This is a genomic window from Mesorhizobium sp. M1C.F.Ca.ET.210.01.1.1 (assembly GCF_004791585.1).
Classification (GTDB): Bacteria; Pseudomonadota; Alphaproteobacteria; order Rhizobiales; family Rhizobiaceae; genus Mesorhizobium.
The window spans coordinates 299,584-314,568 of sequence record NZ_SRUU01000001.1 but is presented as its reverse complement, the minus strand read 5'-3'; the positions used below and the strand labels follow the sequence as shown (position 1 = coordinate 314,568).

General features: G+C 64.6%; 16 protein-coding genes and 1 riboswitch. Of the genes, 9 read left to right on the top strand and 7 right to left on the bottom strand.

The window, feature by feature from the left end:
• Window position 1: 1 nt before the first annotated feature.
• Entirely contained in the window at window positions 2–1,105 is a 1,104-nt protein-coding gene (hisC, locus tag EN853_RS01580) for a histidinol-phosphate transaminase (RefSeq protein ID WP_127857516.1), read from the bottom strand.
• Between the two features lie 137 nt (window positions 1,106–1,242).
• Window positions 1,243–1,320: riboswitch (SAM riboswitch) on the top strand.
• 93 nt (window positions 1,321–1,413) lie between these two features.
• Between hisC and EN853_RS01575 the strand changes: the two genes are divergently transcribed.
• The 4 genes from EN853_RS01575 to EN853_RS01560 all read left to right on the top strand — a co-directional run bounded on the left by EN853_RS01575 (window position 1,414) and on the right by EN853_RS01560 (window position 5,476).
• Complete coding sequence (locus tag EN853_RS01575) at window positions 1,414–2,583, top strand: homoserine O-acetyltransferase (protein WP_127857515.1); 1,170 nt, start codon at window positions 1,414–1,416, stop codon at window positions 2,581–2,583.
• Window positions 2,584–2,674: 91 nt separating this feature from the next.
• On the top strand, window positions 2,675–3,289 hold the full coding sequence (gene metW, locus EN853_RS01570) for a methionine biosynthesis protein MetW (RefSeq protein WP_127857514.1): 615 nt from the start codon (window positions 2,675–2,677) through the stop codon (window positions 3,287–3,289).
• Window positions 3,290–3,344: 55 nt separating this feature from the next.
• A complete protein-coding gene (locus tag EN853_RS01565; RefSeq protein ID WP_127857513.1) occupies window positions 3,345–4,337 on the top strand; it encodes a glycosyltransferase in 993 nt (330 codons plus the stop codon).
• A 203-nt stretch (window positions 4,338–4,540) separates the two neighbouring features.
• Window positions 4,541–5,476 (top strand): glycosyltransferase family 2 protein, encoded by a 936-nt coding sequence (locus EN853_RS01560; RefSeq protein ID WP_127857512.1) that lies wholly within the window; start codon window positions 4,541–4,543, stop codon window positions 5,474–5,476.
• A 63-nt stretch (window positions 5,477–5,539) separates the two neighbouring features.
• On the opposite strand, the gene EN853_RS01555 is transcribed toward EN853_RS01560, so the two are convergent.
• The 3 genes from EN853_RS01555 to EN853_RS01545 form a co-directional block, all read right to left on the bottom strand.
• Window positions 5,540–6,340: a DUF1194 domain-containing protein gene (locus tag EN853_RS01555; RefSeq protein WP_127857511.1), complete on the bottom strand. Its 801-nt coding sequence runs from the start codon at window positions 6,338–6,340 to the stop codon at window positions 5,540–5,542.
• Between the two features lie 52 nt (window positions 6,341–6,392).
• The gene (locus EN853_RS01550) at window positions 6,393–8,216 is read right to left on the bottom strand and encodes an ABC transporter ATP-binding protein/permease (protein ID WP_127857510.1); all 1,824 of its coding nucleotides are present in this window, start codon (window positions 8,214–8,216) and stop codon (window positions 6,393–6,395) included.
• A 107-nt stretch (window positions 8,217–8,323) separates the two neighbouring features.
• Window positions 8,324–9,106 carry a methyltransferase domain-containing protein gene (locus EN853_RS01545; RefSeq protein WP_127857509.1) on the bottom strand — a complete coding sequence of 261 codons (783 nt, stop codon included), beginning with the start codon at window positions 9,104–9,106 and terminating at the stop codon, window positions 8,324–8,326.
• Window positions 9,107–9,205: 99 nt separating this feature from the next.
• On the opposite strand from EN853_RS01545, the gene gloB reads away from it, so the two are divergent.
• Together gloB and EN853_RS01535 are read left to right on the top strand one after the other, a co-directional pair.
• A complete protein-coding gene (gloB, locus tag EN853_RS01540) occupies window positions 9,206–9,973 on the top strand; it encodes a hydroxyacylglutathione hydrolase (RefSeq protein WP_127857508.1) in 768 nt (255 codons plus the stop codon).
• A gap of 64 nt (window positions 9,974–10,037) precedes the next feature.
• Entirely contained in the window at window positions 10,038–10,466 is a 429-nt protein-coding gene (locus tag EN853_RS01535; protein WP_127857627.1) for a cupin domain-containing protein, read from the top strand.
• Here the strand turns inward: EN853_RS01535 and EN853_RS01530 are convergent.
• The 3 genes from EN853_RS01530 to EN853_RS01520 all read right to left on the bottom strand — a co-directional run bounded on the left by EN853_RS01530 (window position 10,463) and on the right by EN853_RS01520 (window position 12,901).
• Complete coding sequence (locus tag EN853_RS01530; protein ID WP_127857507.1) at window positions 10,463–11,134, bottom strand: lysoplasmalogenase family protein; 672 nt, start codon at window positions 11,132–11,134, stop codon at window positions 10,463–10,465. The genes EN853_RS01535 and EN853_RS01530 overlap by 4 nt on opposite strands.
• Entirely contained in the window at window positions 11,131–12,018 is an 888-nt protein-coding gene (locus EN853_RS01525; protein WP_127857506.1) for an EamA family transporter, read from the bottom strand. Before EN853_RS01525 ends, EN853_RS01530 begins: the two co-directional genes overlap by 4 nt.
• A gap of 91 nt (window positions 12,019–12,109) precedes the next feature.
• Window positions 12,110–12,901 (bottom strand): DUF3108 domain-containing protein, encoded by a 792-nt coding sequence (locus tag EN853_RS01520; RefSeq protein WP_127857505.1) that lies wholly within the window; start codon window positions 12,899–12,901, stop codon window positions 12,110–12,112.
• A gap of 256 nt (window positions 12,902–13,157) precedes the next feature.
• Between EN853_RS01520 and rpmB the strand changes: the two genes are divergently transcribed.
• The 3 genes from rpmB (at window position 13,158) to EN853_RS01505 (ending at window position 14,969) form a co-directional block, all read left to right on the top strand.
• Entirely contained in the window at window positions 13,158–13,454 is a 297-nt protein-coding gene (gene rpmB, locus EN853_RS01515; RefSeq protein ID WP_059187982.1) for a 50S ribosomal protein L28, read from the top strand.
• Between the two features lie 94 nt (window positions 13,455–13,548).
• A complete protein-coding gene (locus EN853_RS01510) occupies window positions 13,549–14,229 on the top strand; it encodes a queuosine precursor transporter (RefSeq protein WP_127857504.1) in 681 nt (226 codons plus the stop codon).
• 65 nt (window positions 14,230–14,294) lie between these two features.
• The gene (locus tag EN853_RS01505; protein ID WP_127857503.1) at window positions 14,295–14,969 is read left to right on the top strand and encodes a hypothetical protein; all 675 of its coding nucleotides are present in this window, start codon (window positions 14,295–14,297) and stop codon (window positions 14,967–14,969) included.
• Window positions 14,970–14,985 lie beyond the last annotated feature (16 nt).

Sequence of the window (14,985 nt, the reverse complement as noted above, 5' to 3'; positions counted from 1 at the left end):
TCTAGCTTTTCAGGAATGTCTTGAGCGCGTCGATGACGCCGCGATTGGCCTCTTCGGTGCCGACGCTCATGCGCAGCGCATTGGGGAAGCCGTAGCCGGTGACGCGGCGAAGAATGTAGCCCTGCGCGCTCAGATAGTCGTCCGCGGCCGCCGCCGAATGCTTCTTGTCGTCCGGGAAATGGATCAGCACGAAATTGCCGACGCTGGGCGTGACGCGCAGCCCGAGCTTCACCAGTTCCTCATTCAGCCAGGCCAGCCATTTCGCGTTATGCTCCACGCTGCGCTCGATATGGGCGCGATCGCGGATGGCCGCGATGCCGGCCTCGATCGCGGTCGCATTGACGTTGAAGGGGCCGCGCACGCGGTTGATCGCATCGACGATATGCGCCGGCCCGTACATCCAGCCGATGCGCGCGCCGCCAAGGCCGAGCTTGGAGAAGGTCCGGGTCATGACCACATTCTGGGAGCTGCCCGCCAGTTCGATGCCGGCTTCGTAGTCGTTGCGCCGCACATATTCGGCATAGGCCGCGTCGAGCACCAGGAGCACGTTCTTCGGGAGTCCGGCATGCAGCCGCCGCACCTCCTGGAAGGGCACGTAGGTGCCGGTCGGATTGTTGGGGTTGGCAAGGAACACGATCCGCGTCGCCGGCGTCACCGCGGCAAGGATTGCGTCGATGTCGGCGCGCTCGTCGGTTTCCTTGACCGCCACCGGCTTGGCGCCGGCGGCCTGGATGTAGATCTTGTAGACCATGAAGGCGTGTTCGGTGAACACGGCCTCGTCGCCGGGCGCAAGATAAGTCTGCGCCAACAGCCCAAGGATCTCGTCGGAGCCGTTGGAGCAGATGATGTTTGCCGGGTTGAGGCCATGCACTTCGGCGATCGCCTCGCGCAGCCGCCTCGCGGAGCCGTCGGGATAGACGTCGAGCTTCGCCGCCACCTCGCGCGCCGCCTCGATCGCCTTCGGCGACGGACCGAGCGGATTTTCGTTGGACGACAGCTTATGGACCTTCGTCACACCGGCGGGCGCGGTGCTCTTGCCCGGCACGTAGGCCTCTATGTCCATGATGCCCGCGCGGGGCGTCGGACGTGGCTGATCCTGCTTCATGTCACAAATCCGTCGAGAGGGCCTCCGTCCGGAGGCAGCAGCGGGAATACAGGCCATGGCCCGCAATGTCGAGTACCGACGCTTGCGCCGGCAGGCTGCCCGTTGACGAAGCGTGGCGCTGGTCCTAGAAGAGCAGCCGGACTTCCCGTGGTGATTTGGCCGGTCGGCTTGCAGCCACGTTAAACAATTCGCTAAAGGGCCGTTTGCAACCTGTAACCGGCTTTGCGAAGGCAAGCCGGTTTTTTGTTGTCCGCTGCCGGCCGGGACACCGTATCGGCGAGATCGATACGGACTGGATGGGGAATGCAATGGCCGTTCAGCGCGCTCTAAGGACCAACAACGAGGCCGACCGTCCGTCGAGCCCGGTTTTGCAGTTCGGTCCCGACAAGCCGCTGAAGCTCGACGCGGGCACGGTGCTGTCGCCGTTCCAGGTCGCATACCAGACCTACGGCACCCTCAACGACGCCCGCTCCAACGCCATCCTCGTCTGCCATGCGCTGACCGGCGACCAGCATGTCGCCAACACCAATCCGGTGACCGGCAAGCCGGGCTGGTGGGAGGTGCTGATCGGCCCCGGCAAGATCATCGACACCAACCGCTTTTTCGTGATCTGCGCGAACGTCATCGGCGGCTGCCTCGGCTCCACAGGCCCTGCCTCGACCAATCCGGCGACAGGCCGCCCCTATGGCCTCGACCTGCCGATCATCACCATCCGCGACATGGTGCGCGCGCAGCTGATGCTGGTCGACCATTTCGGCATCGAGAAGCTGTTTTGCGTGATCGGCGGCTCGATGGGCGGCATGCAGGTGCTGGAGTGGGCCGCCAGCTACTCGGAGCGCGTCTTCTCGGCGCTGCCGATCGCCACCGGCGCCCGCCATTCCTCGCAGAACATCGCCTTCCACGAGGTCGGGCGACAGGCTGTCATGGCCGATCCGGACTGGCATGGCGGCAAATATCTCGATTTCGGCAGGCGTCCGGAAAAGGGGCTCGCCGTGGCGCGCATGGCCGCCCATATCACCTATCTGTCGGAGGCGGCCCTTCACCGCAAGTTCGGCCGCAACCTGCAGGACCGCGAGGCGCTCACCTTCGGTTTCGACGCCGATTTCCAGATCGAGAGCTACCTGCGCCATCAGGGCATGACCTTCGTCGACCGCTTCGACGCCAACTCCTACCTCTATCTGACGCGTGCGATGGACTATTTCGACCTCGCCGCCGACCATGGCGGACGGCTGGCCGACGCCTTCGCCGGAACCAAGACGCGCTTCTGCCTGGTGTCCTTCACATCAGACTGGCTGTTCCCGACCGAGGAGAGTCGCTCGATCGTGCATGCGCTGAACGCCGCCGGCGCCTCCGTCTCCTTCGTCGAGATCGAGACCGATCGCGGCCACGACGCCTTCCTGCTCGACGAGCCGGAACTGTTCGCCGCCATCAACGGCTTTATCGCCTCGGCCGCCCGCGCCCGGGGGCTCAGCCTGTGAGCGGCTTGCGATCCCTTTGTTTCAGCCCGCATTTCTGCAACGCCAGGCGATTGCGCTTGGCCGCAGATGCTCCAAGGCCGGAGATGCGCCCATGAGCGTCAATCGCACCCAGCGTGTCGACCTCGAAGTCGTCACCGATCTCATCCCGGCCCATTCGCGCGTCCTCGATGTCGGCTCGGGCGACGGCCTGCTTTTGGAACTGCTGCAGGAGACCAGGCAGGTCGACGGCCGCGGGCTGGAGCTGTCGCAGCGCGGCGTCAACGAATGCGTGGCGCGCGGCCTTTCCGTCGTCCAGGGCGATGCCGACAAGGACCTCGAATTCTATCCCGACAAGGGCTTCGACTTCGTGGTCTTGTCGCAGACCTTGCAGGCGACCCGAAATCCCAAGCTGGTGCTCGACGAGCTGCTGCGGATCGGCAACCGCGCCATCGTGTCCTTCCCCAATTTCGGCCATTGGCGCGTGCGCTTCTCGCTGCTGATCAAGGGCAGGATGCCGGTCACCAAGGACCTGCCCTATTCCTGGTACGACACGCCGAACATCCACTTCTGCACCATCCGCGACTTCGTCAACCTGTGCGAGGAGCTCGGCGCGACCGTCGAGAAGGCCACCGCGCTCGACGCCAACGGCCAGAAGATCGGCCTGTCGATGCCTTGGTGGTTCTGGAACTTCTTCGGCCAGCAGGCGGTGTTCCTGCTGAAGCGCTGACGGTGGCTTTGGTGCAGGCTTTTACTATGCTTCGATTTGCGGGCGGGGGCAGACGGTGGCAGCGAAACATTCAACCTATTCGGTCGTCGTGGAGATGGACAATGCCAAGTCCATCGACTGGGACGAGATTGGCCTCGGACTGAAGACCCTGGCGCGCGAGATCGCCGCTGTTTCGGCGAAGGGCCATGCACGCCCAAAAGTAGTCATCTCGCATGGCGGGCCGGACGGGGACGCCGCGTCGCTGCGACGCCACATTGAGGCTGAGGCGCCGCAATTGGGCGACGTCGCCGAGATCGGCTTCGCCGCGTGTCCGGATGGCCGGTATTACCAACTCAAGAACAATGGCGTGCGTTTGAGCGAAGGAGACGTCGTCGTCTTCATGGATTCCGACACGGTTCCCGAGCGGAATTGGCTCTCAAGCCTGCTGGCGCCCTTCGAGGTCCCTGAAGCGATCTGCGTGAACGGGCACACCTATCTCTCTCACGATGATTTCTTCTCGAGGACCTTCGCCCTGATCTGGTTCTTCCCGATGGCCCGGGGAGACAGACGATTCGCCGCCAAGCGAGCGATCAATGCCAACAACGTCGCCTTCCGCCGCGACTGGATTTCTAGTCATCCCTTTCCGGAACACAATGGCTTCAAAGTGTCCTGCACGTTGCTGAGGCATCAGTTGCTGCGTGAGGGCCACGAAATCGTCAATGTCGACGCGCGCGCCTTCCACTACTCCCCGCGCGGCTGGCGGTTCTTCTACTGGCGCGCGCTGGTGACCGGCAGGGACGCCGACCGGAAATTCGTCGCGCTTCATGCTCCCAATCGCACCCGGCGGATCATCAAATCGTTCACGCGCTGGGGGACGATGTCGTGGCGCACGACACGCCGCGTGATAGGTCACGCGCCGCAGACAGGCATGCCGCTTTGGCAAATCCCCTTTTCGCTGATCGTCGGCCTGGCATTCTACAGCTTGGCTTTTCTCGGCCATTTCAGCCTCGCTGACGGCCTCGTTCGCGACGAGATCGAGATCGTGCCTGACTATGTCGGCCACAGTTGAGGATGAATCGCCCGCAAAGTGTTGCCTTCAAACCGCATGATTTTGAGTAATTACGCCCTGACCTTGGCCCTGAAGCGACGCTTCAGGTGACATGGGCGCGTCTTTTCTGTAGCGTTTTTGTCGAATCCATCGGGGGCGGTGGACATAAGGGCAGGTGCGGGATCGATCCGGTCGCTGCTTGTCCGCCCGACAACGAAGGTTAGATGCCGACTGCTTCCGACACAGCTCCGCTGATCACCGTGATCACACCGACACACAACCGGCGCAGCCAGGTCGTGCGCGCGGTGGAAAGCGTTCTTGCCCAGACACTTACCCACTTTGAGCACATCGTGGTCGACGATGGTTCGACCGACGGAACCGCTTTGGCCCTGGCCGAAATTCGCGACCCGCGGCTGATCTATGTCGGTGCGAAATGGCGAGGCGCCAATGCTGCGCGCAACGCCGGCATCGAGCGCGCGCGAGCTCCGATCGTGACCTTCCTTGATTCGGACGATGTCTATCTGCCGGACCGTCTGGACCGAACGCTGTCCCACTTCGAGAAGAACCCCTCACTCGAAGTGCTGATCAGCTCCTTCATCTCGGTGAAGGGCAGCCGCAGCACCAAATGCATCAATCGCCAGGCCTTGCTCGACAAGAGCACGCTGCAGCGCGCCCTGGTCTCGCAGACCATCTTCATCGCCGGCTCGGCGATCACCGCCCGGCATGAGTCGCTGCTTGCGATCGGTGGCTTCGACAGCGACATCACCCGCATGCAGGACCGCGAGCTGCTGCTGCGTTTTGCCAACCGCAGCGGCGCACTGCTGGTGGAGGATATCGACTGGAAGAAGTTCAACTCGGAGAACTCGATCTCCGGCCGCCGCGACGGCTATGTCGAGGCCTATGCCAACCTGATCGGCAAGCACCCTTACATCGCCGACCGTTATCCCGACGTTCCGCCCTATATGATCGCGCGCCAGATCATCGCCGACACCCTGAAGGGCAGGCTGCCGCAGGCTTTTTCCGGCTATCTCGCCAACCGGTCGTCCGCGGCGCTCGGCTATTCGCTGCCGCAGCTGCTGCGCGGCTATGTCGTCGGCCGCCGCTGGCGTCGCGACTGCTATGACGAGTTCCGCGCCAAGTATGGCGCCCGGGCGGCCTGAGGGCGTTTGGAGCAATTCCGGGAAGGTGTGCAACGGTTTTCCGCCCGGAATCGTTCGAACCATTCACCGGTCCAGCTCCGGAAAGTACGGATCGGAAAACCGGTGCCGCAGCCGCTCGCCAAGCAGGCAGTCGGTCGGCGCCTCCGCATCGACGCGGATCCGTCTGGCATCGCCGACGCCGCTCACCTCCTGGATCAGCTTGCGGCGGATCGCGGTCGAGAATTCGGACGCCGCATGGATCGGCAGCACGAAGGAGCCGGGGCCGCCGGTGACGCAATCGGCATAGTAGCGATCGAGACTGCTGACGCTCGGCGAGGGACTGATCAGGATCGGCAGGCCGTTGATGATTATGCCCTTGGCCAAAGCGGCATCGCGGGTCATGGCGACAGGCAGCCCGGCATTGTTGGGCCCGTCACCCGATATGTCGATGACCCGGCGCGGCGCCGAAAAGCCGCTTTTCTGCAAAAGCGCGGTGCCGAAGCCGAGCGCACCGGAAATCGAGGTACCGCGAAAGCTCCGGAACGGCCGCCCCGCGATCTTGTAGGCGAAGGCGTTGGCGCTGTCCGCGCCGTCGATGACCTGCCACGCGATCACGCCGTCGTCGCGCACGACGCCCGCCCATTCGAAATAGGCGATCGATATGCGGCCCCTCGAGCCCGAACGCACGGCATTGATGAAATCGGGATGGCGCAGCGCCTCGACATAGCCGGCGCGCTGCAGGGCGAACTCCTCCTCGTCCATCGATTGCGAGATGTCGACGGCCATCACGAGTTCGACGTCGACAAGGGTGCCGTCGCCGATTGCGGGCATTGGCGCTGCCTCGGCGCAGGCAAGGCATGCGAGCAGGCTGAGCAGCTTGAGCATGGCAGGCTCCGACCACGCCGCAATTCTCCCCGGCGATCGCGGCGAAATAAAGCTATTTCCTGGCGCGCGCGGCGATTGGTGGCGGCTCGATCGCCCCGGCGCGAAGGCGGGCTGGCTTGAGCGCCGATCCGCCGCAGTCCTTGATGATCGTCAGCGCGCGCGGGAAGAACTGCTTGTCGTGCAATCCGCGCCCGATATTGAGGATTGCGGCATCCGGCAGCCGGGCCTGCAGCATCGCCAGCACCCGCCGCAGCGTGGCGCCGTCGAACGTATCCAGCGCTTCGTCGATGATCACCCATTTCGGCTTCCTCAGCGCGAGCCGGGCAAAGGCGAGCAGCCGCTGTTCGTCGTCGGCCAGTTCATGCTCCCAGCGCGCCGAGCGATCGAGCCGGGAAGACAGGCGCTCGAGGCCGACTTCGCCGAGCACCGCGGAAATCTCGGCGTCGTCGATCTTGGCGCCTTCGGCATGGTTGAGCACGTCGCGCAGGGTGCCGAGCGGGAAATAGGGCGTGCGCGGCACGAAGAACGGCGTCTCCCCGGCCGGCATGCCGATGCGGCCGCCGCCCCATGGCCAGAGGCCGGCGATGGCACGGAAGAACAGCGTCTTGCCGGCGCGCGGATCGCCGGTGATCATGACGCGCTCGCCGGCCTGGATTTCGACATCCGTCTCGGCAAGCCTGGTGCAGCCGTCGGGCGACGCGACTTCGAGCTTGTCGAATGTCAGCGTGCCATTCGCGTTCTCGCCCAGCTCGATACGCCTTTCCTTGGCATGCAGTATGTCCGTTTCGCCGAGCGCGATGCGGAAGTCGGCGACGCGCATCAGCGTTGCCCGCCAGTCGGCGATGGCCCCGATGTTGTTGATGAACCAGCGCAGCGAGGAATTCACCTGGTTGAAGGCGCCCACCGCCATCATCAATCCGCCGAAGCTGATGTCACCGGCGAAATAGACCGGCGCCGCGACGAGGATGGGCGCTACCACGGTGATCCAGCCATAGGCATCGGTGACCCAGGACAGGTTGATCTGAGCGCTGTAGATGCGCCGCATGGCGCCGAGCACCCCGCCGAGGTCGAGCTCGAGCTGCCGCCGGGCGTCCGCCTCGCCATGGGCGAGCGCGATGGCATCGACATTCTCGTTGACGCGGACCATGGAGAAGCGCAGCTCCGCCTCGCGCGTGTAGCGTTCGCTGTTAAAGCGGATCAGCGGCCGGCCGACCAGCCAGCTCAGCCAGGAGGCGATGCCGGCGTAGAGAATCGCCGCCCAGACCATGTAGCCGGGTATTGCCAGCGAATAGCCGCCGACATGGAAGACGAAGCCGGAAGAGAGCTCCCACAGCACCCCGATGAAGGACACAAGCAGGATGAAGGATTGCAACAGGCCGACGCCGAGATCGGTCGAGAGATCGGAGAGATGCCCGGCGTCCTGCTGCATGCGCTGGTCGGGATTGACGCCGATGGCGCCCGCATGGGTGAGCCGGAAGGCGCGTGCCGGCCGCATCCATTCACCGATCAGGTCGAGCGTCAGCGCCTCGCGCAGTTTCAGCCGGATCATCTGGTTGAGCCAGGTCTGGCCGACATTGAGCACCAGGAGGCTGCCGGCGATTTCGGCAAAGACCATCAGCTGGTGCAGGAAACCTGGCAGGTCGCGCCGCGCCAGGGCATCGTAGAAAGGCTGGTTCCAGCGGTTGAGCAGGACCTGCCCGATCGAAGTGGCGACGATGACGCCGACAATGCCGACCGAGACCCACAGGAGTTGCCTGCGTACCGGCGATGTCTTCAGCGCCAGCCTGATTGTCGCCACCTGATCGGAGAGGCTGCTGGTCTCGACCGAGAACGTTGCCTGCCCGGTGCCGGGCTCGTCATCCGCTTGGTAGTCCATGTCTGGTATCCCTGTTTTCGGGAATGGTCATCGAGGACGGTGCCGCACCCCGAACCTGTCCCTGAGATCGGGTGATGATTGCCATGCAACGCAAGGGCCGGCCCCGATCACGAACGCGTCACCTGCCTTGTCCGGAGCGCCGGATTGGCGGCCCGGCGCCCGAGCCGTGTCGCGCCCTGCGGCGAGAACACAGGCACGAAGACGCGGCGCGAGGCGCGCTGCGCGACAGGCACGCCCTGATAGAGCCGCTTCTGCGCCTCGACGACGATGACGCCGGAAAAGATCGGCCAGAATCGCCGGCCGGCGCGCTCCAGCACGTTGTGGAACTGCATCATAAAGCGCCGCGGCGACGGCGGGAAGAACAACGCGTCCGACCATGCGGCGGGCGTGAAATTCGCCTCGCGCAGAAGTTCGGTTAGCTGGCCCCGCGAGAACGGCCGGCCACTGCCGAAAGGCGTATGCTCGAAACGCGCCCAGACGCCGCGCCGGTTGGGCACGACGATGACGACTCTGCCCGCCGGCGACAGCACGCGCCAGATCTCGTTCAGCGTCTCGCGCGGATTTTCGACATGCTCGAGCGAGTGGACGAGCAGCATGCGGTCGATGCAGGAATCGAGCAGCGGCAGTTCCTCGTCGAAGACCAGCGCCGTCGCGGTCGGTCCCGTCGCCGGCCAGACCACCGCCCCTTGCGTCGCCGGCATGAAGGCAAAGACGCGTTCAGCATCGGTGCCGAACCGCTCCAGCCATGGCAGCGTGTAGCCGAGGCCGACCAGGCGTTCGTTCGGCACGGTTGCCCAAATCGACGACAGCGCCATGGTGATCGCGCGCTCGGCCAGGCGCCCGAGCGTGGTCGAATAAAAGGAGCGGAGATCGACGATATCGGAATGCATGGCCGGGACGGTAGCCGCGATATCCGGCGAGTTCAACAAAGGCGGATGACATCGGCGGTCGGCCGCCCTATGTCTGCGGCGATAACGGAGAGCGACGAGATGCCGGTCGAAATCGAACAGTTCATGTGCCGCACCGACAATTTCGGCGTGCTGGTGCACGACCCCGAAAGCGGCCAGACGGCGATCATCGACGCTCCGGAGGAAGCCTCGATCCTGGCCGCGATCAAGCGCACCGGCTGGACACCGACAATGATCCTGACCACGCATCATCATGGCGACCATGTCGAGGCCAATCTGGCTCTGAAGGAGCGCTTCAAGCTCACCATCATCGGGCCGGAGGCGGAAAAGGCGAAGATCCCCGGCATCGACAAGACGGTCCGGCAAGGCTCCGTCATCCGCCTCGGCGAGGAAAGGATCGAGGTCATCGAAACACCCGGCCACACGGCCGGCCATGTCTCCTACCATCTGCCGGCCGCGAAAGTGGCTTTCACCGCCGACACGCTGTTTGCGCTGGGCTGCGGTCGGCTCTTCGAATGCAAGCCGCCGGTGATGCATGAATCGCTGAGGAAGCTCGCGGCACTTCCGGCCGAGACCGTGGTCTATTGCGGTCACGAATACACTTTGGCCAACGCTCGCTTCGCGCTGACCGTCGACCCCAGCAACTCAGCCCTGAAGGAACGCGCCGCCAGGATCGAGGCGCTGCGCGCCGACAACAAGCCGACACTGCCGACGACGATCGGCGAGGAACTGTCGACCAATCCGTTCCTGCGCTGGCACGACCCGACGATCCGCAAGCATCTCGGCATGGAGAAGGCAAGCGACGTCGAGGTGTTCGCGGAGATCCGCAAGCGCAAGGACAATTTCTGATGCATGCCGCCCAAAGGTGTGTGGCTGTTTTGGGATAACGACATTGCATGAAACAAAGACCGGCATGACCAGCGCCGAAATCATCGCAACGCTGGGCCTCGAGCCGCACCCCGAAGGCGGCTGGTATGCCGAGACCTTTCGCGATGGCGCGGGGGGCGCGCGCGGCCATTCGACCGCGATCTATTTCCTGCTTGAGGAAGGCCAGATTTCGGCCTGGCACCGGGTGAAGGATGCGGTGGAAGTCTGGCACTTCTACGCCGGCGCGCCGCTGGCGCTCGCCATGCATGACGAAGGTTCCGGCACGGTCATCGAACAGGTGCTGGGCACAGCACTTGCCGCCGGCGAGCGGCCGCAGATTGTGGTGCCGGCCGGCTGGTGGCAGTCAGCGCGCAGCCTCGGCGAATGGACGCTGGTCGGCTGCACGGTGGCGCCGGGCTTCGACTTCGCCGCTTACGAACTGGCCGAGCCCGGCTGGCAGCCGAAATGCGTTTAACCCAGCAGGAAACCGAGCGTGATCGCCAGCTGGGCCGCATAGTAGAGCACCCAGACCGCGTAGCGCATCCAGACCCTGTGCGGCGAGATCGCGGGCAGCAGGAAGCGCTCCGCCGCCAGCAGCCCGTCCGAGGCCATGAACAGCACGGCGCCGGCAATCACCCAGGGATAGAAGGTGGTAAGCGCCGAGATACCCATGGCGAGGATCGCCGCGACATAGACGGCGATCGGGATACGCAAGGGTGGACCGACGCGGCGCCACAGCGCGGCGAGCATCACGATAACGAACGCCGCCATCACCAGGGCGATCGCGCCGCGCCAGGATTCGGCCGTGAGCAGCCCGATCCCGCCGCCCGCCTCGAGGAACAGGGCGACATAGGCGACATGCGCGGCAAGAAAGCTCGCCAGCCCGCCAAGGAAGGCCTTTTCGCCGTCGCGCGAGAGGAACGCATCGCCGGCGGCGCTGAGCGCCAATGCCGCAACGAGCAGCAGCGGACCACCTTGCATGACGGCAAGCGCCGCCAGCAAGCCGACGGCCAGCGTCTTCGCGGCGGAGCGGGCGAGCCGCGGCGACAGCTCGAGCGCAAGGACGTAGATCGCGGCGGCGGCTATCGAGAACAGAAGCGTCGCATTGGGGTTGGCCTCGATGCCGCCTGCAAACGGCATCATGCGCGTGCTCCGCCGGTCGCCGGCTTGCGCAGCAAGAGCGACTTGGCCGCGAGCGCCGCGCCACCGGTGATGAGCACGCAGGCCGCGAGGATGCGCAGCGACGGTTCGGCAACGCCGGCCGCGATCAGCACCAGCGTCGAGAGCAGCGGCGCGGCATAGCTTGCTGCCCCCAGCACCTGGATGTTGCCGCGCTTGACGCCGATGTCCCAGGCATAGAAGGCCGCGCCCACCGGCATCAGGCCGAGCCCAACGACGGCCAGCCACTGGCCCGGACCGTCGGGCAGCACGGTCTTCTCGAGCAGCAGGTGGCAGGCCAACGAAAGCACCGATGTCGCCGCGCAGAACCAGGTGACGACGCTGGTCGGCACCGACGGGAAGCGCCGCGACAGCAGCGAATAGGACGACCACAACAGCGCGCAGACGCCCGCCATGGCATAGCCGAAGGTGTAGCGCGCATCGAAGGCCAGCTCGCCGCCCTTGGTGACGATAAGGAAGGTGCCGGCAAGACCGAGCAGCGCTCCGACGACATGATTCCAGGCGAGCCGCTCGCCCGGCATCAGCGCCGAGCCGAGCACGATGAGCAGCGGCCACAGATAGGCGATCAGGCTCGCCTCGACCGCCGGCGCGTTGCGCAGCGCCGTGAAGTAGAAGAAATGGTAGCCGAACAGGCCGGCAATCCCGATCAGCCAGACCTGCGGCGGGATCTTCTGGCTCTTGCCGGCGGAAGGCATCACCAGCCGCGCCGCGAGACCGACGCAGGTGCCGATGGCGAAGGTGATGGCCGACAGCAGGAAAGGCGGCACCTGCCCGGAGGCGTCGGTGAGCAGTGCAAGCAGCGCCCACATGGCGACCGCCGAGAAACCAATCAGTGTTGCGCGCCCCATACCTGCCCCCGGCGGCGCGCCGCGGCGCCTCTAGAGCAATTCCGGGAAAAGTGTGTGACGGTTTTCCGTCCGGAATTGCGCAAAAAACAATTTATTCGACTGCTTCGAACCGTCTCGCGCTGATTGTCAGCGGACCGATCTGGGTCCCCACCGTGGCGCGGATCGGCGCATATACGCCGGATTGGCCGAGCGGCGCAAATGTCACCGTCATGCGGCTCCTGTTCTTGAGGAACTCCAGCGCCTTGCGCCCTTTGCGATAGCCCGCCACCGGCTCGAAGCCCATCTTGCAGGTGACGGTGTCGCCCTTGTAGCCGGGCACCGAGATCGAGCCTTTCGAGGCATAGGTCAGCGACAGGTTGGCGCGCATCTCGCCGTCATAGAATTTGACGGTCCGCCCGCAGACCTTGTCCAGGCTGTCGGCATGGATGACGGTGGCGGCCATCGGATCGAGCACCGACTTCAGGTCGCTGTCGCCGACCGGCACCCAGCTCTTGGGATCGCGCTTGCCGGGCTCCGGAACGACTTTCGTCGAGGCGACCCCGCCATTGGCAAAGCGTATGTCGACCACCGAGGCCTTCTTGCCGGAGGTGTAATCGGCCCGGAAGGCCTGCGGCCGCATCTGCTGGCCCGAAATCGTGCCTTTTGACGAGATCGTGCCCTTCGTGTCGTCGAACAGCTTGGCAATGCCCGCAGCCGAGACAGTGCCGTTGATGGCGTAGTTGTCACCGTCGTAACGGCTCGAAAACGTCGCCCTTGCAACCGAAAGACCGAGGAACGACACCGTGTATTCACCCTTGAAAGCCTGCGGCGAGGCCGCGGCAAAACTTGCCGTCGGCACGGTGACGGCGAGAAGCGTTGCAAATGCATGGGATAAGCGAAGCATGGCGGGCGCAATGTCCTTGATACTGGCTGGAAGCGCAACGGTTCCAGCCTGGCAATCCCTTCGCGAAGGGCTTATAGGGCGAAATCCGGCCTTTATATGGAGTGCGCTTCGTCGCCGTGCACGTGCCGGAGCTTGACGTGGTGGCGAAATGCAACTATGGAACGCCAACTTTTTCCAAAGGCCGCCTGACCGAGACCGCGCGCCGCCTGGCGCGGGCAGAATGGTTTGGCAGGATTAGAACTGAAGGTTAGACAAGATGTCCCGCACCTGCGAGCTCACTGCCAAAGCAGTCCAGACCGGCAACAATGTGAGCCATGCCAACAACAAGACCAAGCGCCGCTTCCTGCCGAACCTGGTCAATGTGACGCTGATTTCCGAAGTGCTGAACCAGAACGTGCGCCTGCGCATTTCGGCCAACGCACTGCGTTCGGTCGAGCATCGCGGCGGTCTCGACGCGTTCCTGGCCAAGGCCGACGCCAAGGATCTGTCGCAGCGCGCACGCCTGCTGAAGAAACAGATCGCCAAGAAGCTGGCCGAGCAGCCGGCCGCCTAAAGCGGCCTTTTTCAGGCGGCGACGACCTCCTTCCAAGGAGTGCCGTGCAGATTCGGCATGACATTCCGCTGGTTCCATTACCCAGGATAAAAAAATGAACTTCCTCACACGATTCCTGCCCTTCGTGGCCGCCATGGCGCTCGTCGTCGTGGCGTCGAACATCCTCGTCCAGTTCCCGATGCAGGGCCAGATCGGCAGCCTGTCGCTGGCCGACCTGCTCACCTGGGGCGCCTTCACCTATCCCTTCTCCTTCCTGGTCACAGACCTTGCCAATCGCCGCTATGGCCCGGCCGTGGCGCGCAAGGTGGTGTTCGTCGGCTTCATGACGGCGGTGATCTGCTCGATCCTCGTTCCGCCCTTCCTGTTTCGCCATGGCCTGATCGAATTCGAGACCGCCGCCGACCGGCTGGTGCGCATCGCCGCCGCTTCAGGCACCGCTTTCCTCACCGCGCAACTGCTCGATGTCACCGTGTTCAACCGGTTGCGCCGGCAGAGCTGGTGGCGCGCGCCGATCGTCGGCACGCTGGTCGGCTCCATCTTCGACACGGTCGTGTTCTTCGGCGTCGCCTTCTCCGCCGCCTTCGCCTTTGTCGGGCCTAACGACAGCTTCGCGCTGGAGACGGCGCCGCCGATGGGCGTGCTGCCTGTCGAAACCATGCGCTGGGTCTCCTGGGCGCTGGGCGATCTCTCGGTCAAGCTGATCATCGCGGTGGTGGCGCTGATCCCCTACCGGCTGCTTGCCGCCCGCTGGAGCCAGCCGGCACTCGCGGTCTAGAACATGATCCCAAAAAGTGGGAACCGGTTTTTGGAAAAGATCATGCTCCAACAAAAAGAGAGAGCATGATCCCCTGGGTTCAGCTTGATTCAGCCCGCACGCCCGACGGTGCTCAGGAACTCCGTCTGAAGCGGCGCGGCGATGAATTCTCGATCATGCTGGGTACCAATGAGCTGATGAACAGCCGCCTCAGCGGCTCCGAGGAGGCACTCGCCAAGCTTTCCTGCGAGCGCGTCGCTGGCCGCAAGCAGCCAAGAATCCTCATCGGCGGGCTCGGCATGGGCTTCACCTTGCGCGCCGCTCTTGCCGCGCTTGACAGTGACGCCGCCGTCACCGTCGCCGAACTTGTCCCCGCGGTCGTAGCCTGGGCGCGCGGCCCGCTGGCCGGGATTTTCGACGGCTGCCTCGACGATCGCCGAGTCACTATCCGCGAGGCTGACGTCGGTCAACTGATAAGGCTGGGGGCCGCCGCTTGGGACGCCATCCTGCTCGACGTCGACAATGGCCCCGAAGGCATCGTCTACAAGGGAAATGACTCGCTCTATGGCGTGGCCGGCCTCGCGGCCGCGCGTGCCGCCTTGAAGCCTGGCGGCGTCCTGGCTGTTTGGTCGCAGGGACCGGACAGCGGCTTCACGCGGCGGCTAAAGCAGGCGGGCTTCATTGTCGAGGAGATCAACGTGCGCGCCCGCGTCAAGCGCGGTGCCCGGCACGTTATCTGGATCGCAGCCAACGGCCGGTGATCCCTGCCGGCCGCTC

Coding starts and splice junctions, on each gene's coding strand:
- EN853_RS01545 (WP_127857509.1), bottom strand. CDS start 9,106: ATGCATTCCGATATCGTCGATCTCCGCTCCTTTTATTCGACCACGCTC.
- EN853_RS01555 (WP_127857511.1), bottom strand. CDS start 6,340: ATGCTCAAGCTGCTCAGCCTGCTCGCATGCCTTGCCTGCGCCGAGGCA.
- hisC (WP_127857516.1), bottom strand. CDS start 1,105: ATGAAGCAGGATCAGCCACGTCCGACGCCCCGCGCGGGCATCATGGAC.
- EN853_RS01550 (WP_127857510.1), bottom strand. CDS start 8,216: ATGGACTACCAAGCGGATGACGAGCCCGGCACCGGGCAGGCAACGTTC.
- EN853_RS01535 (WP_127857627.1), top strand. CDS start 10,038: ATGACCAGCGCCGAAATCATCGCAACGCTGGGCCTCGAGCCGCACCCC.
- EN853_RS01575 (WP_127857515.1), top strand. CDS start 1,414: ATGGCCGTTCAGCGCGCTCTAAGGACCAACAACGAGGCCGACCGTCCG.
- gloB (WP_127857508.1), top strand. CDS start 9,206: ATGCCGGTCGAAATCGAACAGTTCATGTGCCGCACCGACAATTTCGGC.
- EN853_RS01525 (WP_127857506.1), bottom strand. CDS start 12,018: ATGGGGCGCGCAACACTGATTGGTTTCTCGGCGGTCGCCATGTGGGCG.
- EN853_RS01530 (WP_127857507.1), bottom strand. CDS start 11,134: ATGATGCCGTTTGCAGGCGGCATCGAGGCCAACCCCAATGCGACGCTT.
- EN853_RS01510 (WP_127857504.1), top strand. CDS start 13,549: ATGAACTTCCTCACACGATTCCTGCCCTTCGTGGCCGCCATGGCGCTC.
- EN853_RS01505 (WP_127857503.1), top strand. CDS start 14,295: ATGATCCCCTGGGTTCAGCTTGATTCAGCCCGCACGCCCGACGGTGCT.
- EN853_RS01520 (WP_127857505.1), bottom strand. CDS start 12,901: ATGCTTCGCTTATCCCATGCATTTGCAACGCTTCTCGCCGTCACCGTG.
- rpmB (WP_059187982.1), top strand. CDS start 13,158: ATGTCCCGCACCTGCGAGCTCACTGCCAAAGCAGTCCAGACCGGCAAC.
- metW (WP_127857514.1), top strand. CDS start 2,675: ATGAGCGTCAATCGCACCCAGCGTGTCGACCTCGAAGTCGTCACCGAT.
- EN853_RS01560 (WP_127857512.1), top strand. CDS start 4,541: ATGCCGACTGCTTCCGACACAGCTCCGCTGATCACCGTGATCACACCG.